The 25912-nt window shown below is 35.3% G+C and carries 25 protein-coding genes; 8 read left to right on the top strand and 17 right to left on the bottom strand.

Annotated features, from left to right (window positions below; all coding sequences use genetic code 11):
• Positions 1-27: 27 nt before the first annotated feature.
• The gene (locus ES765_RS08275) at positions 28-672 is read right to left on the bottom strand and encodes a DUF1684 domain-containing protein (RefSeq protein WP_138113116.1); all 645 of its coding nucleotides are present in this window, start codon (positions 670-672) and stop codon (positions 28-30) included.
• Positions 673-757: 85 nt separating this feature from the next.
• Between ES765_RS08275 and ES765_RS08280 the strand changes: the two genes are divergently transcribed.
• Complete coding sequence (locus ES765_RS08280; protein WP_138113118.1) at positions 758-1495, top strand: DJ-1/PfpI family protein; 738 nt, start codon at positions 758-760, stop codon at positions 1493-1495.
• On the opposite strand, the gene ES765_RS08285 is transcribed toward ES765_RS08280, so the two are convergent.
• Together ES765_RS08285 and ES765_RS08290 are read right to left on the bottom strand one after the other, a co-directional pair.
• Positions 1482-2894 carry an alpha/beta hydrolase gene (locus tag ES765_RS08285; RefSeq protein WP_138113120.1) on the bottom strand — a complete coding sequence of 471 codons (1413 nt, stop codon included), beginning with the start codon at positions 2892-2894 and terminating at the stop codon, positions 1482-1484. The two genes, ES765_RS08280 and ES765_RS08285, sit on opposite strands and share 14 nt — an antisense overlap.
• A 121-nt stretch (positions 2895-3015) precedes the next feature.
• Positions 3016-3465, bottom strand: a complete 450-nt coding sequence (locus ES765_RS08290; RefSeq protein WP_138113122.1) for an Lrp/AsnC family transcriptional regulator — start codon at positions 3463-3465, stop codon at positions 3016-3018.
• Positions 3466-3644: 179 nt separating this feature from the next.
• On the opposite strand from ES765_RS08290, the gene ES765_RS08295 reads away from it, so the two are divergent.
• The 3 genes from ES765_RS08295 to ES765_RS08305 all read left to right on the top strand — a co-directional run bounded on the left by ES765_RS08295 (position 3645) and on the right by ES765_RS08305 (position 5652).
• On the top strand, positions 3645-3974 hold the full coding sequence (locus tag ES765_RS08295; RefSeq protein WP_249356279.1) for a hypothetical protein: 330 nt from the start codon (positions 3645-3647) through the stop codon (positions 3972-3974).
• A gap of 85 nt (positions 3975-4059) precedes the next feature.
• Entirely contained in the window at positions 4060-4911 is an 852-nt protein-coding gene (gene purU, locus ES765_RS08300; protein WP_138113126.1) for a formyltetrahydrofolate deformylase, read from the top strand.
• Between the two features lie 30 nt (positions 4912-4941).
• The gene (locus tag ES765_RS08305) at positions 4942-5652 is read left to right on the top strand and encodes a DUF4197 domain-containing protein (RefSeq protein ID WP_138113128.1); all 711 of its coding nucleotides are present in this window, start codon (positions 4942-4944) and stop codon (positions 5650-5652) included.
• Between the two features lie 203 nt (positions 5653-5855).
• Here the strand turns inward: ES765_RS08305 and ES765_RS08310 are convergent, their stop codons facing one another.
• The gene (locus ES765_RS08310; protein ID WP_138113130.1) at positions 5856-6638 is read right to left on the bottom strand and encodes an alpha/beta fold hydrolase; all 783 of its coding nucleotides are present in this window, start codon (positions 6636-6638) and stop codon (positions 5856-5858) included.
• A 226-nt stretch (positions 6639-6864) separates the two neighbouring features.
• Here ES765_RS08310 and ES765_RS08315 point away from each other — a divergent pair, with 226 nt between their 5' ends.
• Positions 6865-7056: a hypothetical protein gene (locus ES765_RS08315; RefSeq protein ID WP_138113132.1), complete on the top strand. Its 192-nt coding sequence runs from the start codon at positions 6865-6867 to the stop codon at positions 7054-7056.
• On the opposite strand, the gene pyrF is transcribed toward ES765_RS08315, so the two are convergent.
• From pyrF to ES765_RS08375, 12 genes are all read right to left on the bottom strand, one after another.
• Positions 7048-7869, bottom strand: a complete 822-nt coding sequence (gene pyrF, locus ES765_RS08320; RefSeq protein ID WP_138113134.1) for an orotidine-5'-phosphate decarboxylase — start codon at positions 7867-7869, stop codon at positions 7048-7050. The two genes, ES765_RS08315 and pyrF, sit on opposite strands and share 9 nt — an antisense overlap.
• Before the next feature lie 3 nt (positions 7870-7872).
• Entirely contained in the window at positions 7873-8949 is a 1077-nt protein-coding gene (gene prfA, locus ES765_RS08325) for a peptide chain release factor 1 (protein WP_138113136.1), read from the bottom strand.
• 113 nt (positions 8950-9062) lie between these two features.
• The gene (locus ES765_RS08330; protein WP_249356281.1) at positions 9063-10016 is read right to left on the bottom strand and encodes an FAD:protein FMN transferase; all 954 of its coding nucleotides are present in this window, start codon (positions 10014-10016) and stop codon (positions 9063-9065) included.
• Positions 10017-10140: 124 nt separating this feature from the next.
• Entirely contained in the window at positions 10141-10584 is a 444-nt protein-coding gene (locus ES765_RS08335) for a ubiquinol-cytochrome c reductase iron-sulfur subunit (protein WP_138113138.1), read from the bottom strand.
• A 51-nt stretch (positions 10585-10635) separates the two neighbouring features.
• Positions 10636-11814, bottom strand: coding sequence for an AIR synthase related protein (locus ES765_RS08340; RefSeq protein ID WP_138113140.1), 1179 nt, complete (start codon positions 11812-11814; stop codon positions 10636-10638).
• A gap of 218 nt (positions 11815-12032) precedes the next feature.
• Positions 12033-13550, bottom strand: a complete 1518-nt coding sequence (locus ES765_RS08345; RefSeq protein WP_171017259.1) for a carboxypeptidase-like regulatory domain-containing protein — start codon at positions 13548-13550, stop codon at positions 12033-12035.
• A gap of 37 nt (positions 13551-13587) precedes the next feature.
• Positions 13588-14979, bottom strand: a complete 1392-nt coding sequence (locus ES765_RS08350) for a CsgG/HfaB family protein (RefSeq protein ID WP_138113144.1) — start codon at positions 14977-14979, stop codon at positions 13588-13590.
• Positions 14980-14985: 6 nt separating this feature from the next.
• The gene (locus tag ES765_RS08355; protein ID WP_138113146.1) at positions 14986-15381 is read right to left on the bottom strand and encodes a curli production assembly/transport component CsgF; all 396 of its coding nucleotides are present in this window, start codon (positions 15379-15381) and stop codon (positions 14986-14988) included.
• 92 nt (positions 15382-15473) lie between these two features.
• On the bottom strand, positions 15474-16256 hold the full coding sequence (locus ES765_RS08360; RefSeq protein WP_138113148.1) for a CsgE family curli-type amyloid fiber assembly protein: 783 nt from the start codon (positions 16254-16256) through the stop codon (positions 15474-15476).
• A gap of 20 nt (positions 16257-16276) precedes the next feature.
• Positions 16277-16786 (bottom strand): hypothetical protein, encoded by a 510-nt coding sequence (locus tag ES765_RS08365; protein WP_138113150.1) that lies wholly within the window; start codon positions 16784-16786, stop codon positions 16277-16279.
• A 131-nt stretch (positions 16787-16917) separates the two neighbouring features.
• Positions 16918-18627 carry a hypothetical protein gene (locus tag ES765_RS08370; protein ID WP_138113152.1) on the bottom strand — a complete coding sequence of 570 codons (1710 nt, stop codon included), beginning with the start codon at positions 18625-18627 and terminating at the stop codon, positions 16918-16920.
• A gap of 736 nt (positions 18628-19363) precedes the next feature.
• Positions 19364-21550, bottom strand: a complete 2187-nt coding sequence (locus ES765_RS08375) for a glutamine synthetase III (protein WP_138113154.1) — start codon at positions 21548-21550, stop codon at positions 19364-19366.
• A gap of 187 nt (positions 21551-21737) precedes the next feature.
• Here ES765_RS08375 and ES765_RS08380 point away from each other — a divergent pair, with 187 nt between their 5' ends.
• Positions 21738-22754: a glutamine synthetase beta-grasp domain-containing protein gene (locus ES765_RS08380; RefSeq protein ID WP_138113156.1), complete on the top strand. Its 1017-nt coding sequence runs from the start codon at positions 21738-21740 to the stop codon at positions 22752-22754.
• Between the two features lie 88 nt (positions 22755-22842).
• Here ES765_RS08380 and ES765_RS08385 read toward each other — a convergent pair whose 3' ends face one another.
• On the bottom strand, positions 22843-23781 hold the full coding sequence (locus tag ES765_RS08385; protein ID WP_138113158.1) for a calcium/sodium antiporter: 939 nt from the start codon (positions 23779-23781) through the stop codon (positions 22843-22845).
• A 147-nt stretch (positions 23782-23928) separates the two neighbouring features.
• Here ES765_RS08385 and ES765_RS08390 point away from each other — a divergent pair, with 147 nt between their 5' ends.
• Positions 23929-24288: a BlaI/MecI/CopY family transcriptional regulator gene (locus ES765_RS08390; RefSeq protein ID WP_138113160.1), complete on the top strand. Its 360-nt coding sequence runs from the start codon at positions 23929-23931 to the stop codon at positions 24286-24288.
• Positions 24289-25773 (top strand): M56 family metallopeptidase, encoded by a 1485-nt coding sequence (locus ES765_RS08395; RefSeq protein ID WP_138113162.1) that lies wholly within the window; start codon positions 24289-24291, stop codon positions 25771-25773.
• Positions 25774-25912 lie beyond the last annotated feature (139 nt).

The following is a 25912-nucleotide window of genomic DNA, read 5'->3' on the forward strand; positions in this document are numbered from 1 at the left end:
TAAATACCGAGTTTTTAAACTTAAATATTAGTGCTCAAATGCCTTCACCCCTACTTTAATCTCAGTATCCAGATTGTTTATCGAGGGCACCAAAGGGCAAGAATATTTTTTATTATAAGCACAATAGGGATTGTAAGCTTTATTAAAGTCCAATATAATTTGATTCCCTTCAGGGATTCTAAGGTCCAAGTATCTTCCTCCTCCATAAGTTTCCTTCCCATTAGTTGCATCGGTAAAAGGAAGAAAAAGATAATCCTTATAGTTCTCTTGTGTTATTAATTCTGGTGTTTGGTATATTTCCAATTGGCGTTCCTCACCATTCAATGTAAATTTTGCAATACCGAACAACACTTCGGTAGATTCGCGTTCAGTAGTGGTAGGCATGAAAAATGGCAGCGCTTCTGGTGTTCTTATAAATTCTGCCAAAATAACATAATTTGTATCTGGTTTGAAAAAATCTAAGGTTTCAAAGTCTATTCGAAATCTATCGGCCAAGGGAGAAGTTTCGGGGTCTTTGAATTCAGCATTTAGCTCTTGTTGAAAGACAAAGATTTCCGTAAGCCTATCAGACGTAGCAGTAGCCGTTTCCATCTGTGCTGCATCATGATACTTTTTCCCTTGTTTACAAGAAAACATCAATCCGATAACCAATACTACTACAAATCGCTTCATTTACTTTATTTTTCACCTCAAAAATACAATATATTCATTTTAAGGTTTTATTATAGTTGTAATTTACGTGCCAATATTACACGACATGAAATTAACTTACTTAATTACTCTTACCGTTTTAGTCACTATCAGTTGTAAGCAACACAAAATATCGACCGAGGCTAATATTCAAAATAAAAGGGTTAAACCAAACCTAAATCAAGAATATTATAATGTAGCATTTCTGATTATGGATGGAACATTCAATACAGAATTTACAGCGCCTTTTGATATTTTTCAACATACCAAATTTCGCAGTAATATAAAGGCAATGAACACCTTTACTGTAGCAAATACGTTGGAGCCTATCACTACTTTTGAAGGTATTCGTATTCTTCCCGATTTTGATTACACCGAAGATGAATTACCCAACATTGACATACTCGTACTGCCTAGTGCAGAACACCATATGGACACCGATTTAAAGGACACTACCCTATTGAACTTTATTAAAAAGATAGATAAAACTGCATTGTATATGACCAGTCATTGCGACGGGGCATTTCCTTTAGCGAAGTCTGGAGTATTAGATGCTGTTCTATCCACTACTTTTCCTAGCGACATTGATTCTTATAGAAAGATGTTTCCAAACCTAAAGGTTAAGGATAGTGTCGTATTTGTTCACGATGGAAAATATATCACTTCGGCTGGCGGTGCCAAAAGTTTTGAAGCGGCCCTATATCTTTGCGAATTACTATACGGGAAAGATATAGCCGAATCTTTGGCACAAGGGTTGGTAATCGATTGGGACCTAGACAATGTTCCACATCTTATTGTTCAATGATATCATAACGGGCTTCTTTTAAATATTTTTCTACAAGCTCATTAAATTCTGGTGTAATTCTTAACAAAGCGGTATGCTCAAGTGTGTACAATTCTTTCTTGTTGTCGTATCCATTTTTCAATAATTCTTCCAAATAGAATAACGCAGTGCCATAATCTTCCATTTTTGCGCTATTCGATATTATCTTTAAGTAAGAGAAATATTCATTAGGCGTAGTAATTGTTTTAATCATATACAACAGGTTCAACGCCTCTAAATCTAGCTCTTCGGCAGCAGCAATAAAGTCAACATTATCAGCTATTAAGGCATTTATATATCCTCTTAATCGGCTTGCAGTTTGCCTTTCAAAAAGAACAGCACTCTTGTCCAATTTATCAAGCTCTTTCATCTGATAATTCCACCAGCCCAGATTTGCGAAATTATAAGTTAGAATATCCTCTTCTAAGTAATAACTATAATCTTCCTTAGCAAATGACTCCTTTAAAAAATAACTGTTCTGAATCCTATTAGCTTGCTTGTAGGACGAACTACGCCTTAGATATTTCTGTGACGTTTTTAGCGAATCCAAATCTATAAAAGGACTGAACACTCGCTCAATATCTGACAACAAATAGGTTGCTAAAATTGGTTTTTTATTAGACAAAAATGAATTGGCTTCTATCATAAGTTGGTCATAAGTATTTGCAATAAGTGTATCATCACGAACAACATTACCTTTAGCCATACCACTCAAAGTCAATATTCTCATTGCTGTGGAAATGGTTTTTACATCAGGCAAACCCTGCTCTCCATCAAAAACAAATAGTTGATTTGGAAATTTCAACTTGTCTAAAATCTTACGCACTTGAAGCATTTCTGTGAAATTGTAATCTGACCTGTTGACAATTCCAATAAACTGAAAGGATTGTTTTATATTCAAAATATCAACATTACCGACAGATGCACCAATTGAAATAACCCCTTCTATTTCTTTGACAAATGTTGGAAGTATTGAAGCAAACCTAGCCCCATTTCCAAAGCCGGCGGTATAGGTGCGCTTTTTTGCTATTGGAATAGTATTTATGACTGCATTAAACATTCTGTTAGCAACCAAAACATTCTGGGTAATGGATAGCGTATCGTTTAAGTTGTTTGAACTCGCTAAGATGTAACCTTCATTTTCAGCTGCATTTAACAACATAGATATAGATGCCTTAGCATTACCATTCATATCAAAAACAAAAACAACGGGCCAAGATTTTGAAAGCTCAAAAGAGGTCGGTAAATAAATGGAATAGGTCTCTTGCAAAGAATCATTTACAACCAAATTTTCTGTTATTGCACCTTTCAATAGACGTATCTCTTGAGAAAAAACGGCACTAGACGTTATAAGCAAGGCAACAAGTATAATTTTTTTCATCTTTTATTTTATATCAAAAATCTAGCCAAAAAAATTCAAAGCAGTTTGTACTTTATTCTTAGTAAAACCCAACTTAAGGCTATATGGAGTACTTTAAAAGTAACTAAATCTTTAACACATTCTACTTTATTTTATGCATTGGGGCATTTGAAATCACTTGTGAAAGTACAATATGTGTTCTCGTTTCGCCATATTGAATAAGTTGATCAATAAATTTTTCTAAATGAAACTGATCTTTTAATACGACTTCCATCACTATATTTTCATTACCCGTTATTCTATAGCAATTTATAACCTCTTTCAAGTTTACTACTATTGCCAAAAAAGGCTTTAATTTACCCATGAAAGCCCTTACCGTAATTATCGCTTTAAGCTGATGCCCCGATAAGGCATGCGAGACGGTAGCTTTATATCCTAAGATAATACCAAGGTCCTCCATTTTTTTTACACGCTCTGCTACAGCAGGTGCAGTAAGCCCTACATTACGACCAATATTCGCAAACGATTCTCTAGCATTATTCTGAAGCTGTTTCAATATTTTCCAGTTAAGCTCGTCTATCTTTGGATTCAAAAGAATATTTTTATAATAATTAAGTATCTAAAGCAAAATTACGAAATAGCCTTGTAATCCATAGAAAATTATAGGATAACTAACGTAATTTTGTGAAGTAAAATATTTACTCCCACAGCATGGCCTATCGTAGTCTTAAAAATTTACCGATATATAGGAAAGCGTTAGAGCTTTGCGCAATGAGTAGAGAAATAGCCTCTTATGTTTCGCTGAACAAAGACCTCATGCGAATATATGAGTCAAAAAGCCTAAGGGATATTATGGCGAATTCAATTCTCACAGATGCAATACTTATTCCTCAAAAAATAGCACAAGTAGAATATTCTAATTGCAATTCTGAACGCTTAGAGAGTATTTCATATATTAACATTATTATTAGAAATATTAACTCATATTGTATGGGGTTGGAAAAGGACGGCGTCAAAGAAACGGAATACATTAATTTACTTCGCACAGAAATAAAAAGCTTTAGAAAAGCTTATAAAAAATGGAAATCTGAACATTTATAGAATCTTCATCAATTGTTCTTAATTATATTGAATCTTAACTCATTTAAGAATTATCGCCTATTTTTGGGAGCTAATTACAATTTAATTGAAAACTACTATTCTCGTTCATTGTCCAGATCAATCTGGAATCATAAGCACCGTTACAGGATTCATCCATAGAAATCAAGGTAATATTGTTTACCTCGACCAACATGTTGACAAGCCTGCAAACGTATTTTTTATGCGTACAGTTATTGAATTTGCAGATACCTTTTCAGATTTAAAAGGTTTTAAATCTCTTTTTCAAGAAGAGTTAGCTTCCATATATAAAATGAAATGGAGTTTACACACGGATAAGAAATTACCAAAGATGGCTGTTTTTGTGTCAAAATATAACCATTGCCTCTATGATTTACTAAGTAGATATCAATCAGGTGAATTGGCTGTTGAAATACCATTTATATTAAGTAATCATGATGATTTAAAATATATTGCAGATCAGTTTGAAATTCCCTTTTTTCATATTCCCTTCAATAAGCAAAATAAAGTTGAAGCTGAAAAAGAACAGTTAGCACTACTTGAAAAAGAAAAAATTGATTTTATAGTTCTTGCCAGATACATGCAAATTGTAAGTGGCATGCTCATCAATAAATTTCAGAATAAAATAATAAATATCCACCATTCATTTTTACCAGCCTTTGCTGGAGCAAAACCTTACCACGCTGCTTTTAAAAGAGGAGTGAAAATTATTGGTGCCACAAGTCATTATGTAACAGAAGACTTAGATGCTGGTCCAATTATTGAACAAGATGTTACCACGGTATCGCACTCCCACGCTATTGAAGATTTTATAACGAAAGGTAGAGACTTAGAAAAAATAGTTCTATCAAGAGGTGTCAAACTTCACATTGCTCGAAAAACAATGGTGTATAACAATAAAACAATCATTTTTACGTAACCTAATTAAGACCAACGATACAAATAGATTATGATAAAAAAGATAAGCTTAGTTTGCTGTATGTTACTTATTTTTTCATGCAAAGAACTTCAACAAGTGGTAAACCAATTACCTGAATCTAGCGGTACAGGTTTAAACAATGAAGTAATTGCAAATGGGCTAAAAGAAGCCTTGGACCAAGGCATAGAAAAACAAGTTAGTAAACTAACCAAAGCCGATGGTTTCTATAAAAATGAACTTGTGAAAATTCTTCTACCAGATGAATTAAAAAAAGTAGATAAAACGTTACGAGATATAGGGTTAGGTAATTTAGCTGATGAAGGACTCAAAGTTTTAAATCGTGCTGCCGAGGATGCCGTGTCTGAAGCTACTCCAATTTTTGTTAGTGCTGTGAAAGAAATGTCTTTCTCAGATGCTAAAAATATACTTTTAGGAGAAAAAAATGCAGCCACAACATATTTGGAAAATAAAACAAATACGACACTGTATCAAAAATTCAATCCGATTATTAATTCTTCATTCAAGAAAGTAGGGGCAGATAAAATTTGGAGTACAATTATAAACCGCTATAATGCGATTCCCCTAACGACTAATATTAATCCAAATTTAACAGATTATGTCACACAAGAAACACTCACAGGAGTTTATAAGATGATTGCGATTGAGGAAGAACACATAAGAACAAAATTAACATCACGCACTACAGATATTCTTAGAAGAGTATTCGCCTTACAAGATTAAATTCAGTTTTTTAACACCTTGAACAATAACTCAATAAGTTGTACGTTAAAATTTAAACAGAACATTATCAACGCATTCATTTTTATTTTTTTGAGTTAGTTGTTTTTTGAGTTAGTTAGTTAAAAAACCGGTGGGAGCATCGGTTTTTTATTTTTACAAAAAAAGTACCGATAGACCTAAAGTTCAATCCTATCAAATCACGATCACTTATTTGATGTCAAATATTTAATAACCATTTCATTAAAAAACTTCGGTTGTTCCACATTCACTACATGACCACAATCTTCCACCACCAATAGCTCTGAATTCTGATGAAGTTTAGCAATTTTACGAATACTTGGTAAAAACAAATAATCTTCCTCTCCCATAACATAAAGAGTAGGTATTTTAATATCAACAGTTCTAAAAAACCGAAGTAGTGGATTTATTTCTGATGTAAGTTTAAACCAGCGTATAAACTCTTTTTGATATAGCTTTTTAGCCTCCCTCACAAAAAGTATGCGAGATTCTTTATGGTTTTTATTTGGCATTATTACAAATGCAAAAAATTTATACAACCATAAATAAGGTATGATAGTCTTAAAAATGACGCCAAGTTTCATTAAAATTTGAGACCGAAGATTTAGTTTCATAATAGCACCACCCATAACCATACTTTCAACACGACCTGGATGCTTTTCGGCCAAATTCCGTATTAAGATTGTTCCTAAAGAAATTCCAACAAAATGAGATTTTTGAATGTTTTCAAAATCAATCACCTCAACGATATCATTGGTTATAGAGTCAAAAGTATATTTTTCATCGAATACGCTTTTTAGATTTGGTTTGGAATTACCATGCCCTCTTAAATCTAAAAGCAACACATTAAAGTATTTTTTAAACTCGCGAATTTGTTTAAACCAAATAGAAGAACTTCCCCCTGCACCATGTACAAAAGTGACCCAAACAGTAGAAACTTCATGTTTATAAGTAATATAATGAATCAAGATTGAGCCCTCCTTTAGGTTAAGTTAATTTACAATATATAGATTCCTTTTTTAATTCTCAATAGGATGGTAAAATATTGCCAAATATGCGTTCGTTTTTGAGGTTTCACCTACATAAGTGTTAAAAAAAAGTCAAATTACCTGATAATTAGACGTATGGCCCTTCATCATAACATCTAAAGATTGAATCTGAACGTATATTTACTAGGAACTAATTTAAGTACTTATGGAAAAGCAATATTGCAAAGTAGGATCAGTAAAGCCAATAGCAGCTAATGCAGATATAATAACGTTGTTGGAATATCAATATCAAAACTTTTTAGACAAGGCGACCACCATGCAAACCAATTCTAAGTTAGGCGAATTTTTCGAACAAAAAGCGCAAAAGATTAAGAAAACACTAGAAAATCTAGTTTAATCTGGTCAATTCTTTTTGCATAGCTATTTGTAATTCTTTAGCTTTTAATTGGGCAGCTTCTGCATAATCTTCTTGATTAGATGCATATATAATACCACGCGAAGAATTGATTAAAAGACCAACTTCTTTGGTCATTCCATAAGCACATACATCTTTTAAACTGCCACCTTGTGCGCCAACACCTGGCACGAGTAAAAAGCTATTAGGTACTATTTGTCGTATTTCTTTCAAATATTCAGCCTTGGTGGCACCAACCACATACATTAAATTTTCTGAACCCTTATAGGTTGTAGAAACTGATAGCACCTCCTTATATAGCTCTTTGCCGTCTATTTTTTTTGTTTGAAAATCAAACGCTCCTTCATTAGAAGTAAGCGCAAGAAGAATTGTATGTTTATCCTTGAATTCTAAAAAAGGTTCAACAGAATCTTTCCCCATATAGGGCGCTATAGTAATTGAATCAAAATCGAGGTCCTCAAAAAATGCTTTAGCGTATCTGGTAGAGGTATTCCCTATATCGCCTCGTTTTGCATCGGCAATCGTAAAAATTTCAGGAAAATTCTTATTTAAGTAGGCAATAGTTTTTCTTAATGCAGACCAACCATTAATACCGTACGCCTCATAAAAGGCAATATTAGGCTTATAGGCTACGCATAATTGATGTGTAGCATCAATTATCGCCTTATTAAAAGCAAATATTGGATCTTCTTCTTCCAATAAGAACTGTGGTATTTTTTCTAAATCAGTATCAAGACCGATACATAGAAATGACTGTTTTTTATGAATCTGTGCTACTAAATCTTGGGTAGTCATAATTTAAAAAATCTCAGAGGCTTCCCTCAATTTCTCTGTATTTTCAACAAAACTCAATTCGTCAATTATTCTTTGTACGTCACCATCTATTATATTCGACAAATCATACAAGGTAAGACCAATACGGTGATCGGTAACTCGCCCTTGTGGATAATTATACGTTCTAATTTTGGCAGAACGGTCACCACTACTTACTTGAGAATTTCTCTTTGCAGCATCTGCTTCCTGTTTCTTTGCCAATTCCATATCATACAACCTAGATCGTAATACTTTAAAAGCCTTATCCTTATTTTTATGTTGAGATTTTTGATCTTGACACTGCGCTACCAACCCCGTTGGTAGGTGTGTTAAACGAACGGCAGAGTATGTTGTGTTTACGGATTGACCACCTGGCCCAGATGAGCAGAAAAAATCGATACGTACATCTTTAGGGTCTATTTGAACATCAAAATCCTCGGCCTCAGGCAAAACCATTACTGTGGCAGCACTTGTATGAACCCTACCTTGTGTTTCGGTTTGGGGAACCCGTTGTACACGGTGAACACCCGCTTCAAATTTCAAAGTTCCATACACATCGGTACCTGAAACTTCAAATTGAATCTCTTTATATCCACCACTAGTACCTTCACTAAGGTCAATGACATTAGTTTTCCATCCTTTAGATTCACAATATTTTGTGTACATCCTAAAGAGGTCCCCTGCAAAAATACTTGCTTCGTCACCACCTGTTCCTGCACGAATTTCAACGACTACATCCTTGGTGTCTTCAGGATCTTTAGGAATCAACATAAGTTTTATATCCTCTTCTATTTTAGGCAGACCTGCTTTGGCTTCTTCCATCTGCATTTTTGCCATTTCTAGCATTTCCGCATCACCACCATCGGAAATAATTTCCTCTGCTTCGGTTATATTATTGGTAAGCTCCAAGTATTCTTCACGCTTATCCATTAATTTTTTCAGGTCTTTATACTCCTTTGTCAGCTTAACATAACGTTCTTGATCAGTAATTATATTCGGTTGAATTATAAGATCTGAAACCTCATCAAAACGTTGCTTTACAATGTTTAACTTATCTATCATATTCTTGCTTCACTTGTACTGCGAATTTACGATAAATTTACAGATGCACTAAAGTGGTTATAAGGTTAGGTTATAAAAAATTAATTATGGAACAGGCAGGTTGAAATATCTTTCTAATTTAGAATTATGCCGTTACTTTTATACATTTTATTGACATCATTTACGATAATTACCTCTGTATCTCCCAATTGATTTATTAACGCCAAGCCAGCGTTAACACCCATCACAAAGATAGAAGTCGCTAAAGCATCAGAGAACTCTGCACTCTTTGCAAAAACTGAAACGCTATTTATACCTATGGATGGATACCCCGTTCTCGGGTCTAAAACATGTGTATATTTTTTATCATTAATCAACATAAAATCCGTGTTACCGCCTGAAGTTGCCACGGATGATTCCAAAATCGGGAGCCAAGAAAAAAGACCTCTTTGCCGTTCTGGATTTACAATTCCAATAAGCCATTTTTCACCGGTCGCCTTAGTTCCCCAAGTGGTAATATCACCACCTATATTTATAATACCAGCCTTCACTTGCTTCGAAATCAATAAAGCTTTTACCTTATCTGCTGCAAACCCTTTCCCAATACCACCAAAAGATATGCGCATTCCCTTTTTGTTGAGGTAAACAGATTGATTCTTACTGTTCAAAATGATATTTTGATATCCGGTTTTTGATGTAGTTTCCTTAATCTCACCTTTGGTAGGCAATGAGTTCATAGACCCATCGAATTTCCAAATTTTCTCAAGCGGTGTGTAAGAGATATCAAAAGCTCCATTGGTGATTTCCGATATCTGAACGGACCTTTCGATGAGCTTAAACAGCTCCCAACTCACTGCTACAGGTTTTATACCTGCATTTGTATTGATTTTAGTAGTTTCTGAGGCGTTATCCCAAGAGGATATTAATTTTTCAATTCTTTGAACTTCAGCTACTCCTTCGTGTATATAAATATAGCCCAACTCCTCATCTAATGAAATCACAGTGATGTCAAAAATACTACCCATAGCAGTAAATGATTTTTTGACTGTAACGTACTTCTCTCCTTGACTAAATACAAATAAAGTCATCAGATAGAAGATAATGGTACACATCTTTTTCACTTACGTTCTCTATTTAGAGCTTAACATCAGAACAACGAATTTTAGATAAATGTTGGTATTAGTAGGGGGGGTGTGATTGCATTGGTAACTCCTATTCAAAAACTCTTAATATTGTACCCTCTAGGGCCGTATTATAAATTTTCAAAGGTTTGGATATGCTGTTTGGTATTTCATTTAACGGAGTACCTTCTTGAGAAAATCTAGAACCATGTACGTCACAGTAAAATATACCGCCATCTTGATTTATAAAACGGACTTGATCATACTGTTCGTGGCTACAAATTTGGGTAGCGGCGACAAATTCGCCTTCTAAGTTTTTAACGACAACTACAAGGTTTTTTAAAATGAACCCCCCATTATTCGCCAATTTTGCTGCTTCAGAAGAATTAAGATCAATAGTAAAATCTACATCGGTGGGCTGAGCTACAATAATTCCTTCAGTTTCACTGTCCTTCGAACAACTCCCTAAACAGGGAAACGTTATCGCAAAAGCAGCTCCAGCTCCAAGACTTCGTAAAAATTGCTTTCGTTCCATAGCAAAATAGATTTATAATATAGAACGATTTATTTACGGTATTCGTATGCGTTAGTACACAAAGGTTCCGTTACTACTTGAAATTGTAAGCTTTTTAGCATCTGATGCTTCTACTCTACCAACAATTTGGGCATCTACACCAAAACTTTTAGAAATCTCAATGATATCATTCGCTATGGTTTCAGGTACATAAAATTCTAACCTATGTCCACAATTAAAAACCTTATACATTTCTTTCCAATCGGTACCAGATTGTTCTTGTATCAATTTAAAAAGTGGTGGCACCGGAAACAAATTATCTTTAACAACATGCAAGGCATCTATAAAATGTAAAATCTTAGTTTGTGCTCCACCACTACAATGAATCATACCATGTATCGAATCACTTGTATGTTTAGCCAGTATTTTCTTCACGATAGGTGCGTAGGTTCGTGTTGGTGAAAGCACTAATTTACCAGCATTTAAAGGAGATTCTTGAACCTCATCAGTCAATTTCACTTTACCCGAATAGACCAAATCTTTAGGTACTTCTGCATCGAAACTCTCAGGGAACTTCGTTGCTAAATAATTTGAAAATACGTCATGGCGTGCAGAAGTCAATCCATTACTTCCCATACCTCCATTATATTCTTTCTCGTAGTTTGCTTTACCGAAAGAAGCTAGTCCAACGATAACATCGCCTGCCTTAATATTTGCATTATCAATAACATCAGACCTTTTTAATCTTGCTGTTACTGTAGAGTCTACGATAATCGTTCTTACCAAATCACCAACATCTGCCGTTTCACCGCCAGTTGAATGAATCGTAATTCCGAATTTAGCTAAATCAGCTATCAATTCTTCAGTACCATTAATAATGGCTGATAATACTTCTCCTGGTATTTTATTCTTGTTTCTACCTATGGTAGAAGAAAGCATAATATTATCGGTAGCACCCACACAGATGAGATCATCAATATTCATTATTAATGCATCTTGAGCAATACCTTTCCAAACCGAAATATCTCCAGTTTCTTTCCAATACATGTAGGCTAAGGACGATTTAGTGCCGGCACCATCTGCATGCATAACCAAGCAATAATCCTCGTCTCCTGTAAGATAATCAGGAACTATTTTACAAAATGCCTTTGGGAAAAGGCCCTTATCTATATTTTTAATAGCATTGTGGACATCTTCTTTAGAAGCGGAAACGCCCCTTTGATTGTATCTTTCACTGTCGGATGAACTCATCAACTATAGTTTGTGACAAAAATAGGGGAATTGCTGAAATGAATTGCCGTAACGACCATAAAAATAGAAAGATAATGGAACTATTTTATTTTTATACACATGAATAAAAAACCCTCCATTATCATTCACTAACAACCTCATACAAGAATAATACCCCTTGTTTGATTGAACCGAATTAACTCAAAATTTTGACAACACCTAATGTACGGGCACTATTTTTACTCCCAATTTGGCATTGAAGCATTAATAAACAAAGCCTCGCGACTATTGAGCACATCAAAAATGCTTAGATAAATACGTTTCTCAGAAATTCCATCATTCGATGTATTCATGAAAATGATAGAATTCTCGTCGGGAGCGTACTTGGGGTCCAAGTCATTAGTTCCTGTTGGTTTACTTGTTAATTTTTCGGTGATTTGATTGGTCGTTAAACTATATTCGAAAATTCGAGAATCAAGTTGTCTGTATTCTGCATTTTCATTACCCGAAACATCTCTTGTATATAATATTTTTGTTCCGTCAATAGAGTAATCCAAACCGCCCAAAGCACCTGTCAAGCCAGAAATTATTATGTTTACTTCTGTTTCAGTAGCGGGATCGATAACAACAATTCTAGCATTGTAACCGTTAGCGGTGTTTGTTTTAATAGCAATTAGATCATTTGTCGGATTAACGGCAATTTCACTAATAAATACCGTTGAAGGAGCTTCATACACCAATTGATTGCCAGAACCATCTTGATTTATAGAGTACAGTTTATTAAAATGGGGATAATAAAATTTAGCGCCATTATCATACCAAACATACTCTAGTGCTTCTTGTCTAAATCCTGAAACTGGCACTGTATTGGTAACCTGAGTTAAATTGGCGCCATCTGAATTCATGGTAAAAAGATGTGTTTCGGTACCTGAGAATCTCAAAAATGCGATTTTATCGACCACATTGTTCTTTATAGGCCTAAAACTGTTCATACTTTTACTCGTAAGTTGTACTTCATTCTGATTTAAGTCTACATCATTAGTCCCTATAGGATCGGAACCTGAAAATATTACATTGTTACCCTCAAGGTTACGAACGTATAGAAATCGGTTAAATGCGCCAACATTTGTAGAAAAACTACTTATCTTACTTTTTACAGGGGCTGAAATACCATCATCTGCAGATACTTGCCAAAAGTAGTTATTCCCAATTGCCAGACTTTCAACCAATAACGTAGTGTCTTTTAATGATTCAAAGATTTTTATTTCATTAGTTGCACCGTTTCTAAGTTCAAGTTCATAGGTAATTTCATCATCATCTGTTACCGCTGAAGACCATACGAATTCAACCGGTGATACAATCTTTTCAGCGCCATCTTCAGGAAACAATAGATTCGAAATCAATGGTGAACTGTTCGATATGGTAACTGAATCAAGTTCGAAAATAATATTAATCGTTTTACCTACTACTATATTAGCAGGTTCAAAAGCAGTTTTAAATTCACCTAATTCTGCTTGTATAGAGTACTCACCAATTTGTATTTCATCAATCTGAAAATTACCGTCTATATCGGTAAACAGTGTCGTTGAAACCGGTGTCGTACTTATCTTTACGTTCGATAGTGGCGTATTATCGCCATTAGCGACAACCCTACCCGTTAAACTACCGAATTCGTTTTCGTCTATTGGCTCTTCAGAACATGCCCAAAAAAGAGCGATAAAAGAATATAATGTAATGCGAAAGAGATTGTTTTTCATTTGTACCATTTTATCAATAAGGTTATCAATTAGAGTCTTAGAATTTTAACTTGAACCCCATTCCTAAATTATAATAATAATCATTTCTTTTACCACTTATTACAGCGTCGAGTTCATCAGAAAACGTAAAATTACTCTCTCCGAAAATGCGAAAATTCAACGAATTAGACATTCTGAGGTTTAAACCAGCACCTAGCTGTAATTTAGGTGCAAACACCTTGTCTGCATCTACATTTTCAGGGTCTTTAATTGCTAACAATACGCCACCACCTCCATAAATAAAAGGTGAAAAACTATCATGGGGCAGCAAATCAAATTCCAAATCTAGTTGTGAAGACATAAACTCCTCTTGGTATGCTTTACCACTCTTCATGTTCAAGTAACCAAAGTTCAGGTTTAGGTTTAGATTTTGTTTCAATGCCCTTGAATATCCAAAATAGCCCCCTAATCCGAATTTTTTATTTCCTAAGTCACCATTTAAAAGTGGGGCTGATAGGCCGAAGTTGAAGCCATTTTTTCGTGTTGAGCCGTTTTTTCGTGTTGATTTGTTTTGCTTTCTATCATATAGCAAGGTGGATTCTTCTTTTTCTTTATCGGCCTTGTAAGCTGCGATCAATATTTTATCTTCTATATCGCCTCCTGCAGATTTCCATAAACCTCCGTCTATACCTTCGATTATAAGAGCTTCTACCGCTTTTTCTATGGCATCCTTCAAAGCAAGTTGTACAGGTTCATTTTTGGTGAAGCCCATTTCCGCTTCTAAAAGGCGTTGAAAACTCACATACCTGAATAAGCTCGCATCTACAGATTGTGAGAGAATAGTTTTAGAAATATAAACAGTTTTCAAAATTTTTCCACTACTCGTCGAAACTGCCCGTAAGTAAATAGATATACGGTCTTGTCTGTATTTAGAAGATCCGCCTGCACCAAAATAACGCGCTCCTGCCCCTCCTGTAATAATATTGGTATCGTAAGAAACAACACCACCTTCTAAGAGAACACCGGCATAAAGCAGCGGTGGGAGATTCGGTTCAGATGAATTGGATTTTTTTCGATATTCATCTCTTGTCGAGCGAATAATGTTACGTTCGTTCAAAAGGTTACTTAGATTCTCACGCTCGATAGGTGTAAACCATTTAGAATCTTCAAGCGCTTTTATCAGCATTGTTGTAGCACCCTGTGGTACAGCTGTACTAAAAGTGCTTCCATTTTCACTGGCTTTATATTGCCCGGTCTGATCTTTAAAATTATATACCCCTACTATTACATTATCACTCGGTGGTGGCAGATTTCGTAAAATCTGTGATGTAGAGGTCAACTCTCCAACTCTCGCATCTTGGGGTTGGTAAGGCTGATTAAAAAATGCACCGCACCCACTTAAAAAAAGGGCAAGAAAGGGCAGGGCAATATGGTATTTCCGAATGTACATGGTGGTTTAGTTTGGAATTATTATCTGGGTTTGTTCTCCAGTAGTTACGTTCAAGATGTTTACCACGAGGCCTTCAACAGTATCGAAAATTTCAAGCGCTAAATCACCAATAGTAAAGCTACCTTCTTGTAGCCCATCTTCAAACTGAGAATCAAAAGCGCTTCTCGAAAGGTTTCCTAAAATCTGGCTGTTCAAGTTTTCTTGAAACTCTTCCAATTGAGTCAACGGTTGGCCGTCAGTATTAGGTGCCGTGAATCCATTTTGTGCTTGAGCAGCACTTAACAGCCAATTGTAATTGAACGTATCACCACCAAAAGCAGGGTTAATAGGTTTATATACCATTTGCTGCCCGAAACTGTAACATGAGAACAGCAATAATAAAATGAATGTATACTTTTTCATTTGGTTGGTTGATTTATCTACAAAAAATATTTGATTTTCACATGCATAGATTCTGAACTATCTCAAAATCTAGCATGAATAATTTCATTTTGTTAATATCTGATAATTTGGCCCTTATTCTGTATTTTTCTTTCGAAATACCCAATAGTCCGATAAATGGAAAAATCAGCCATGTCTTTTAAATACTGGTTTCGGGGGTTCAGAATAAACTGAGCCACTACCTCATTGGCTACTTGAACTTTAATTTGAGTATTCATACCTATAGCGAGTTCTTCAGTTATTTTTACGATTTCGTCTCCGTCTATACTTTTTGACAAATACATTGTATAATACATGTTATAAAAATCACTTCCTGCCTTGGTCTTGGTATCTTGTATCACCATACCCCGCATGACAAAACCATCGGTATCGCTAGTATCTTCTTTAACATCTTCGGTGTATGATGATTGTATTTTATTTAAATCGGTGTTCATCTCAACAGCTAAACCCTTTAATACTTTTCGATCCTTACCCAGAATTTTATCTTCTTCATCATAAATCAAGAGCAAAATAATGGTGCGGTCTTTTTCATTAATATTGATGGTAATATTGGAAAGGTTCGTTTTATCACTTGGCGACAGTACAAAACGACCCTCTTGGTCGTTTTTATTTTTATTTGCTGTATTATTTTTATCAGATTTTATAACCGACAACACATACCTTAAGCTTTGATTGATTTTTGTTTTATTATGTGCCGACCCAACTATTTGTAACGTGTTGTTATTTTGCACTTTTAAATTTATGCTCGCCTGTACCTCTTTATTATACAACTGCGCTAAACAAATAAAAGGGAGTAAGGCTATTGCTATAAGAAAGCGATGTGTATTTTTTATCATAGTTTAAAGCACTAGAATAGTTAGTTGAAGTTTCTTATAATAACTGATTTAGCTAAGCCAGATACCTTTATTTTCAGTTTTTCTGTTAATGAATTACTACCATAAATCATCACCTGATTGCTTCTCCCCTGCTGAATTATAGAACGCTCTAAATTTAGCTTAGGTGCATTAGCATATTCACCAAAATAATTTTTGTTGCCATTTTGCTCAATAACTCCTGTCGCTGATTTAGTGGTAAGGTCTAACCATGCTTTGTTAAAATTGCCATTTTGAGACAGCACAATATCGCTGCTCTGGGCTGATATATCGGCATCTACTGTATTATTTAAGCCAATTTGTTCAATAAAAATATTATTTACATTGCCATTTTTTCTCAAACCGGGTTTTTCATCACTACCGTTAGGCTGAAAAATCATACCCTCGTTAGATTCTATATAAAGTGAAGGAAAACCGTCTGTTTGCGCTAAAGTAATGGTACTTATTAAAAACATTACCAGTAGTAAAGAACTATTTTTTATAAAGCTTAACATAGACTCGTTTTTTAGTGTTACTAAAATTAGCGTGAGATCGGTTCAAAGACCTTTCCCACGCTTAATTACTTATTTCAAAGGTACTATTAAAGAATTAATCGCTCCCTTTGCTACCACGTTAACCTGACTGATTAGTTGGTAGTGTTCTGTGTCACAGTCGACATGTTTCTTTTCCCATCTTGGTGAACGTTACTGATTCCAGAACCTGCACCATACTGTGTAACAGTCGACATGTTTCTTCTGCCAATTTGTACACCAGTACTTATATGAGCACCTACGGCTTGGTCTACCTTAGAGTAATTTCCTGTTCCATTTTGAGTTACATAAGCCTTTGAACCATTACCTCTTTGCTTAACTCTACTTCTATTCTTATCTCCATTCTGAGATACCTCTGAAAGTAGGTTCTCACCTTTTTGGTTAACCCAACTCTTATTCTCTTCACCGTCTTGCTTAACAATGATTTCATTGTCTTCACCAGCTTGAGAAATAGAACTGTAGTTTTCTTCACCCAATTGCTCAAGAAAGATTTCGTTCTCTTCGCCGTCTTGGTCGATTTCACTCTCGTTCTCTTCGCCTATTTGCACAACATCGATATAGTTCTCTTGGCCGTCTTGGTCGATTTCACTCTCGTTCTCTTCACCGTCTTGGTAAACATCGATATAGTTCTCTTCGCCGTCTTGGTCAATTTCACTCTCGTTCTCTTCGTCAAATTGCGTAACAACTATTTCGTTCTCTTCGCCGTCTTGGTCGATTTCACTCTCGTTCTCTTCACCGTCTTGGTAAACATCGATATAGTTCTCTTCGCCGTCTTGGTCAATTTCACTCTCGTTCTCTTCGTCAAATTGCGTAACAACTATTTCGTTCTCTTCGCCGTCTTGGTCGATTTCACTCTCGTTCTCTTCACCGTCTTGGTAAACATCGATATAGTTCTCTTCGCCGTCTTGGTCAATTTCACTCTCGTTCTCTTCGTCAAATTGCGTAACAACTATTTCGTTCTCTTCGCCGTCTTGGTCGATTTCACTCTCGTTCTCTTCACCGTCTTGGTAAACATCGATATAGTTCTCTTCGCCGTTTTGGTCGATTTCACTCTCGTTCTCTTCACCGTCTTGGAAAACTCTGATTTTGTTCTCTTCGCCGTCTTGGTCGATTTCACTCTCGTTCTCTTCACCGTCTTGGAAAACTCTGATTTTGTTCTCTTCGCCGTCTTGGTCGATTTCACTCTTGTTCTCTTCACCGTCTTGGAAAACTCTGATTTTGTTCTCTTCGCCGTCTTGGTCGATTTCACTCTCGTTCTCTTCACCGTCTTGGAAAACTCTGATTTTGTTCTCTTCGCCGTCTTGGTCGATTTCACTCTTGTTCTCTTCACCGTCTTGGAAAACTCTGATTTTGTTCTCTTCGCCGTTTTGGTCGATTTCACTCTCGTTCTCTTCACCGTCTTGGAAAACTCTGATTTTGTTCTCTTCGCCGTCTTGGTCGATTATACTACTGTTACCAGCTATTTTAAGTGTTGTTTCATCTACCTCAAGCACATTGGCTTCAGACCTTTGATTGACATTAATCTTGTTGTTTTTACCTACCTGGTCTATATCAGAATAGTTTTCAACCCCCTTTTGAGTGGTCGTTGACTTTAAATTCTTTTTCCCTGTTTGTTGATCAACATCAGAAGTGTTGTAATCCCCATTTTGCCCAACGATGGAAATGAGTCCCTTTTTACCTTCTTGAACAACAGTTGAAGAGTTATCATTCCCCTTCTGATCTACTTTTGATTTGGTACCGGGGTCTTGAGCGAAAACCATGGTACTTAACAATAGCGCCGAGACGCCTAAAACTACTTTTTTCATAATATATAATGTTTACTGGTTAAAATACAATTTTGACCATCAGCTAAACAGTAGTTTACGTACACGGCTATTTTTCAATAACGTCTACATTTAAACACCACTATAATATAAGTAGGAATTCATTTTTTTACCTCAAGGTCGTAGCAAATAAACAGCGCAGTACTTTGCGAAAAGCGCATCTGAACTATTAAATTCTACACCATCATTACGTATTTCTCAACTAATGATCCGCCATAAAATACGTTCTAACATGTAACCCAAATAACGAAACGTTATAGAGCTAACAGCACTACTTAAGGTTTAAAAATAATAGTTTGTTGAATGTTAAAATGAGAAGTCAGGGAACTTTATCATAGTAAGGAAATTCAAAAAACAGTAACTAACAAAACAAAATTTTAATAAGTATCAACCAAAGTTTAGAGGGTCGATTTGTTTAACTTTCATTTTTATGTAGCGAATAAAAAACTATGAACCGGCACGCTTTTTAAGCTTTAAAACTTAATTACTATGTCAACTATTTTAGTCTTTTTATTCTCTATCAAAGATGTCTTTATTCAAGTTGTATCGCTATACTTTTTAGATGTCTGACGCTTTTATCGGTTAAAATACAACATGCTAAATATTATATATAAAAAGCTACCAATAAATAAACGGTTTAAGAATACAGCATATAGCACTAAAACAAAATACAATCATAGCCAACTACAAATATTCGACTTATATCCCGACAGGTGTATTACCAAATAAACAATAGTTCGCTATATTTTGTAAGGGGCCATAACTGGTTATCCATTAATTTCTCAAGCTTATCACTATGAAGTCGTATATCTGCAAAATAAGGCTTCACATTATTACAGTATGCTTCCGCCTTCTTTTTAGTGTCTTTTAATGCGTTTGCTTTTTTACGCGCATCTACCATCGAATCAACCAATTTCTTTATGCTTACCAAATGTTCGGCAATTTCTTCTATCATAGTCAATTGACCTTCTGAGAATTTTTTATGGGCAGCACCATATATTTCTTTTAGGCCAGAAACATTTTTAATCAATGTATTTTGATATGCCACAGCCGCAGGAATAATATAGCCATAAACCAATTCATTATAGACCCTACCTTCTATTTGCGTATGCATAATGTAGTTCTCTAAATCTACTTCTTGCCGTGCACGAACCTCAATTTCGCTCATAACCTTCATAGATTGAAAAAGAGCTAAACTTTCTTTTGATGTCAATACTTCAAGGGCTTCGGGTGTATTTCTATGATTACTTAATTTTCTACGCTTAGCCTCAGCCTCCCACTCTTTACTATACCCATCGCCATCAAATCGAATTCGTTTTGAGCTTTTTATATATTCTCGAAGCACATTAAATACGGCTTCATCTTTCTTCAAAGCTTTCTTATCAATCAATGCATCCACTTCCTTTTTAAATTCCTTTAGCTGTTTCGCAACTATGGTATTTAATATAGTCATAGGCTTGGCACAGTTTGTTTTTGCCCCTACTCCACGCATCTCAAATTTGTTTCCAGTAAAAGCAAAAGGTGATGTTCTATTACGATCAGTATTATCCATAAGAATTTCAGGAATCTTACCAACAACATTTAATTTTAGTTCAGTTTTCTCCTCTGGTGATAATTTACCTTTCGACACACCTTCAAGCTCATCTAAAACATTACTTAATTGTTTCCCAATAAAAATGGAAAAAATGGCCGGTGGAGCTTCATTTGCACCTAAACGATAATCATTACCTGCCGATGCAATTGAAGAATTCAAAAGCTCCTCATAGGTGTCAACGGCTTTAATTGTATTTATAAAAAAGGTTAGAAATTGTAAATTTTTCATGGGTGTAGTACCTGGGCTGAGCAGGTTAACACCTGTATCGGTTGCCAAAGACCAATTATTATGTTTACCCGATCCGTTGATTCCTGCAAATGGTTTTTCATGAAATAACACTGTAAAGTGATGTCGATCTGCAATTTTATCCATTACATCCATAAGTAATAGATTATGGTCAATGGCAAGATTTGCCTCCTCATAAACAGGCGCCAATTCAAATTGATTGGGCGCTACTTCATTATGTCGTGTTTTTACTGGTATACCCAATTTGGTACATTCTTGTTCCAAATCGATCATAAAACTCAGAACACGACTAGGGATCACCCCGAAATAATGATCATCTAATTGTTGACCCTTTGCCGGAGTTTCCCCCACCAACGTTCTACCAGTCATCATAATATCTGGTCTTGAATGCGCAAGGGCTTTATCAAGCAAAAAATATTCTTGCTCCCAGCCTAAGGTTGCATGTACTTTAGAAACATTCTTATCAAAGTATTTTGCAACTGCTGTTGCGGCATCATCAATAGCACTTAATGCTCGTAACAAAGGAGCTTTATTATCCAATGCTTCACCCGTATACGCAACAAAAATAGTAGGAATACACAAGGTAGTACCATATATAAAAGCAGGCGATGAAGGATCCCAAGCAGTATACCCTCTTGCCTCAAATGTATTTCTAATACCGCCACTAGGAAAACTAGAAGCATCAGGTTCTTGCTGAACCAACTGCCCACCGCCAAATTTTTCTAATGCCGTACCATCTGGTAATAAGTCAAAAAAGGCGTCATGTTTTTCAGCCGTTGATCCTGTTAGGGGCTGAAACCAATGCGTATAATGGGTAGCGCCCATGGTAATCGCCCATCCTTTAATAGCTTCGGCAACCTGGTCTGCTATTTTTCGGTCTATTTTAGAACCAGAAACCATAGCACTCTTTAAGCTTCCTAACGCCTCTTTGGTAAGATATTGCAGCATCTTACTTTCATTAAAAACATTCTTTCCAAATAATTCAGAACGCCTCCCTTTCTCCTTTATAGCGATACTATTTCTTTTCTGACTTTGAGCGATTGCTGCGAATCTTGATGACATCATAGGTATTTGCATTATTAATTTATCAAAATTACGTCCAATAAATATAAATATGATAAAATACCCAACAAAAAATAGGGGTAGATAACAATAAATTTAATTTTTAAAGATTATCCCCCTTAAAAATTCAAACCAAATCATAAAAAACATATTTTTGTTTGTCTTTTATTAAAAAAACAACGAACATATTATGAGCAAAACAAAATTAGAATACATCTGGTTAGATGGATATTTTCCAACCCAAAACATGAGAAGCAAGACTAAAGTAGTCAATGACTTTGGCGGTAAATTAGAAGATTGCGACATGTGGTCTTTTGACGGAAGTTCAACACGACAAGCTGAAGGTGGTTCTTCTGACTGTTTGCTTAAACCAGTTGCTATATTTCCAGACCCGGCAAGAAAAGACGGCTTTATAGTAATGACCGAAGTTCTAAATGCAGACGGCACTCCGCATTTATCAAATGGAAGAGCAGGTATCGAAGATGAGGATAATGATTTCTGGTTCGGTTTTGAACAAGAATATTTTATAATGGATACTGCTACTGAACTTCCTTTAGGTTTCCCAAGAGGTGGATATCCTGCACCACAAGGAATGTATTATTGCTCTGTTGGTGGAAGAAATACACATGGAAGACATATTGTTGAGGAACATGCTGATCTTTGTATCGAAGCGGGACTTAATTTTGAAGGAATTAACCAAGAAGTTGCTTGTGGACAATGGGAATTTCAATTGTTCGCTAAAGGCGCTAAATTGGCAGGTGATGAACTATGGGTTGCACGTTACTTGTTAGACAGACTTACTGAATCTTATGGCTACTATATTGATTACCACCCAAAACCTTTAGGTAAGCATATGGACTGGAACGGTTCTGGTATGCATGCAAACTTCTCAAACACTACGCTAAGAACTTGTGGTGACAAAGCTATATATGAGAAAATTTGTGAAGCGTTTAGACCCGTTGTTAAAGAACATATGTCCGTTTATGGTGAATTTAACGACCAACGTTTGACCGGACTTCACGAAACTGCTGCCATTACTGACTTTAGTTTTGGTATTTCCGATAGAGGAGCATCTATTCGTATTCCTATTGCTACCGTTGAGAGTGGATGGAAAGGATGGTTGGAAGACAGAAGACCAGCTTCTAACGGCGATCCATACAAAATTGCAGGTAGAATCGTTAAAACGGTTAAATCGGCTAAGATTTAATACCAAATTAATTGTTGATTATACTAAAAACGCCTTGGACTATTCTAGGGCGTTTTTTTATTTTAAACGATTAGATTGATACTCAACACTAACCTATAGTAATATAAATAAACGCTAAATACAACCCTAACAAAACAATACCATCCCGCCAGCCTAATCGCAACCCTTTTGGTATAAACACCAACGGAAGAATTAGAAAGGAAATACCTAGCATCCAAAAGATATCATTCGTAAGTAGCCCTTGATCTACCACCGTTATAGGTGTTATAATTGAGGTTATACCCAAAACAGCGAGAAGATTAAAAATATTGGACCCAATTAAATTACCTAAGGAAATAGCTTTTTCCTTTTTTAATATAGCAATGACAGAAGCTGCCAATTCTGGAATACTAGTGCCAACTGAGACAATTGTGACGGCTATAATACGTTCACTTACGCCAAAAACGGTAGCCATTCCAACAGCTCCATTAATCAACAATTCAGACCCACCCCATAAAGCAGCTCCCCCAATACCTAAAAACAAAACAGTCTGGTATAACGGTAATGCAGGGGTAACCTCTTCATTTTCATCAACTACAGCTTTCTTTTGAAATTTCAGCAAATAAACTAGAAAGAGAAAAAGACAGGTAACCATGATAATGCCCTCATATTGTTGTATTTCACCATCAAAATAAATAAAGAAGAAAAATAGTAACGAAGCCAACATCATAACTGGCCAATCAGTCGAATAGAAATTTCTGTTTACGTCTATCGGACTCAACAAAATGGTGATAGCCAATACCAACCCTAAATTGGCAATATTTGACCCAACCACATTACCTAATGCCAAATCTGGGAAACCATCTAAAGCTGCATTAATGCTAACAATCAATTCAGGAGCTGAAGTAGCGAATGACACTACTGTCATACCGATGACAATTTTTGGGATATTTAATTTTAGGGATAGATCTACCGCAGCTTTGAGCAGCCAATGACCACCAGCTATTAACAGTACAAGGCCGGCAACAATAAAAAGAAAGTTCTGCATGGAAGGAATTTATACAAATATAAATAGAAGAAGTCTGATTGCATTCATCTATTGAAACAATAGAAAAACTATAAAAATAGTTAAATAACTATACCTATAGTTTCATAACTACAAAATTAGTTTACATTAGTGAAACTAAAATAACTCATGGAAAAACTAACCAATAAGGAAGAGGAAATAATGAAAATTCTTTGGCGCCTAGAGAAAGCCTTTGTCAAAGAAATAATGGAAGAGATTTCTGAGAACAAACCACACTACAACACCCTATCGACCATTGTGCGTAATTTAGAAGAAAAGAAATTTGTCGGGTTTACCGCTTACGGAAAAACACATCAATATTTTCCTTTGGTAACCAATGAAAGCTATTATAAAGCCTATGTAAATGAAGATATGGTAGGTTATTTTGATAATTCGTATAAAAATTTAGTATCGTTTTTTGCCAAAGAAGAGAAAATATCGGTAACAGAGCTCAAAGAAATAATAACCCTAATTGAAAACGGTAAATAGATGGAAGTAACCTGTTATTATTTATTAAAATCGAGTTTTTTACTATTCCTTTTTTTTGGTTGTTACCAGCTATTTCTTAGAAAGGAAACCTTGTTTTATTTTAATAGATTGTTTCTTCTAGGTGGCCTTGTACTATCTGCCACGTTGCCCTTACTTTATAGCACTAAAACAATAGCAATACCCGTAGTGCAATTACAACAAACTACTCAGGCAGCAACTACTATTACAAACGAAGGGGTAAATATGCTAATGACTCCTTATGCACTATACATTATACTCTACACCATCGGCGCAATCATTTTATTTATTAAATTATTTAAGCAAGGTGCGCAACTAAAGAGAGTTATAAACAAGGGTCAACGTTTAAAACTACACGCCAACGTTCATATACAAACTAAAGATAAGATTCAACCCTTTTCTTTTTTCAACACCATTGTTTATAATCCTCAAAATCACACGAAAAATGAGTTAGTAGCCATATTGGCGCATGAAGAAGTGCATGCTTCTCAATTACACTCATTCGACATTTTGCTTATGGAAGTTTTTTTAGCCTTGCAATGGTTTAATCCTATTGTGTGGTTGTACCGAATTGCAATTAAACAAAATTTAGAATTTCTAGCCGATACCGAAAATCATCAAATCAAAAGAAATAAGAAAGCATATCACTATGTGTTACTGCGACAGGCGGTAAGAAATCACCATATATCAATTGTAAATCCATTTTTTAATTCATTCATCAAAAAACGAATCGTTATGATCAATCAACATCAATCGCACAAGTCAAAGGCATTAAAAAGTTTAATACTTGTGCCCCTATTGGCCTTTTTCTTATTGAGTTTCAATGTAAAGAAAGTTTATAGGGTTACCACTACAGAACAATCCATCGATACCGCTACTACAATTGAGCTACTTATTGATAAAAATACTACCGATCAGCAATTACTTAAAATTAAAACAGACCTCGTTAAAGAAAACTTTGACTTCTCTTATACCACGGTGAGAAATAAGGCCGGAGAACTAAAAAATATTTCTTTACATATTGCAGGTGGAACTAAAAAATCGGGTGAGGTAAGTAGTAGATTCAATTCAGCATCTGACAATGATACTATTGACCCAACCTACATTTTAATAGACACTGCAAAGAATAGTATTTCAATTGCTACTGCTGAAGTGAGCAACGAGAGGTCAAAAATCAGAAAAGTGACATCTAGCAACAACAAACAAGTAGTAATTAGCACTTCACCCTTTGAGGAGCATGACATTCAAATCTTGGAAGAAGAAGGGAGTGGATTTATGTTTGTAGACTATGATGGAGAACAAGAACCTCTAATTTATGTTGATGGGAAAATAAGTGATTCTAAAACCATTAAAAAAATAGACCCCAACTTGATTGCATCACTTCATGTTTTAAAAGGAGAAGCTGCACTCAAAAAATATGGTGAAAAAGCAAAATACGGTGTCGTAGAAATTACTACCAAGAACTAACTTTTTATAAAGCTACTACAGACAAAATATTTGAAAGACTGATATCACAAAAACATCGGTCTTTTCAGATACATCTAATGAAACGCCCATTTCAGCCTTTTCTAGTCATGTATATCCCCTTGGTTGAACAAAATTCATC

The sequence above is a fragment of the Maribacter sp. ACAM166 genome (assembly GCF_005771495.1).
Lineage (GTDB): Bacteria > Bacteroidota > Bacteroidia > Flavobacteriales > Flavobacteriaceae > Maribacter.

What these genes read in the sequence shown, in the direction of transcription:
- ES765_RS08390 (WP_138113160.1), top strand. Translation starts at nt 23,929, where the DNA reads ATGGAAAAACTAACCAATAAGGAAGAGGAAATAATGAAAATTCTTTGG.
- ES765_RS08335 (WP_138113138.1), bottom strand. Translation starts at nt 10,584, where the DNA reads ATGGAACGAAAGCAATTTTTACGAAGTCTTGGAGCTGGAGCTGCTTTT.
- ES765_RS08385 (WP_138113158.1), bottom strand. Translation starts at nt 23,781, where the DNA reads ATGCAGAACTTTCTTTTTATTGTTGCCGGCCTTGTACTGTTAATAGCT.
- ES765_RS08375 (WP_138113154.1), bottom strand. Translation starts at nt 21,550, where the DNA reads ATGATGTCATCAAGATTCGCAGCAATCGCTCAAAGTCAGAAAAGAAAT.
- ES765_RS08345 (WP_171017259.1), bottom strand. Translation starts at nt 13,550, where the DNA reads ATGAAAAACAATCTCTTTCGCATTACATTATATTCTTTTATCGCTCTT.
- ES765_RS08280 (WP_138113118.1), top strand. Translation starts at nt 758, where the DNA reads ATGAAATTAACTTACTTAATTACTCTTACCGTTTTAGTCACTATCAGT.
- ES765_RS08315 (WP_138113132.1), top strand. Translation starts at nt 6,865, where the DNA reads ATGGAAAAGCAATATTGCAAAGTAGGATCAGTAAAGCCAATAGCAGCT.
- ES765_RS08305 (WP_138113128.1), top strand. Translation starts at nt 4,942, where the DNA reads ATGATAAAAAAGATAAGCTTAGTTTGCTGTATGTTACTTATTTTTTCA.
- ES765_RS08365 (WP_138113150.1), bottom strand. Translation starts at nt 16,786, where the DNA reads ATGTTAAGCTTTATAAAAAATAGTTCTTTACTACTGGTAATGTTTTTA.
- ES765_RS08295 (WP_249356279.1), top strand. Translation starts at nt 3,645, where the DNA reads ATGAGTAGAGAAATAGCCTCTTATGTTTCGCTGAACAAAGACCTCATG.
- ES765_RS08340 (WP_138113140.1), bottom strand. Translation starts at nt 11,814, where the DNA reads ATGAGTTCATCCGACAGTGAAAGATACAATCAAAGGGGCGTTTCCGCT.
- ES765_RS08380 (WP_138113156.1), top strand. Translation starts at nt 21,738, where the DNA reads ATGAGCAAAACAAAATTAGAATACATCTGGTTAGATGGATATTTTCCA.
- prfA (WP_138113136.1), bottom strand. Translation starts at nt 8,949, where the DNA reads ATGATAGATAAGTTAAACATTGTAAAGCAACGTTTTGATGAGGTTTCA.
- ES765_RS08355 (WP_138113146.1), bottom strand. Translation starts at nt 15,381, where the DNA reads ATGAAAAAGTATACATTCATTTTATTATTGCTGTTCTCATGTTACAGT.
- ES765_RS08350 (WP_138113144.1), bottom strand. Translation starts at nt 14,979, where the DNA reads ATGTACATTCGGAAATACCATATTGCCCTGCCCTTTCTTGCCCTTTTT.
- ES765_RS08360 (WP_138113148.1), bottom strand. Translation starts at nt 16,256, where the DNA reads ATGATAAAAAATACACATCGCTTTCTTATAGCAATAGCCTTACTCCCT.
- ES765_RS08370 (WP_138113152.1), bottom strand. Translation starts at nt 18,627, where the DNA reads ATGAAAAAAGTAGTTTTAGGCGTCTCGGCGCTATTGTTAAGTACCATG.
- pyrF (WP_138113134.1), bottom strand. Translation starts at nt 7,869, where the DNA reads ATGACTACCCAAGATTTAGTAGCACAGATTCATAAAAAACAGTCATTT.
- ES765_RS08330 (WP_249356281.1), bottom strand. Translation starts at nt 10,016, where the DNA reads ATGACTTTATTTGTATTTAGTCAAGGAGAGAAGTACGTTACAGTCAAA.
- ES765_RS08285 (WP_138113120.1), bottom strand. Translation starts at nt 2,894, where the DNA reads ATGAAAAAAATTATACTTGTTGCCTTGCTTATAACGTCTAGTGCCGTT.
- ES765_RS08395 (WP_138113162.1), top strand. Translation starts at nt 24,289, where the DNA reads ATGGAAGTAACCTGTTATTATTTATTAAAATCGAGTTTTTTACTATTC.
- ES765_RS08275 (WP_138113116.1), bottom strand. Translation starts at nt 672, where the DNA reads ATGAAGCGATTTGTAGTAGTATTGGTTATCGGATTGATGTTTTCTTGT.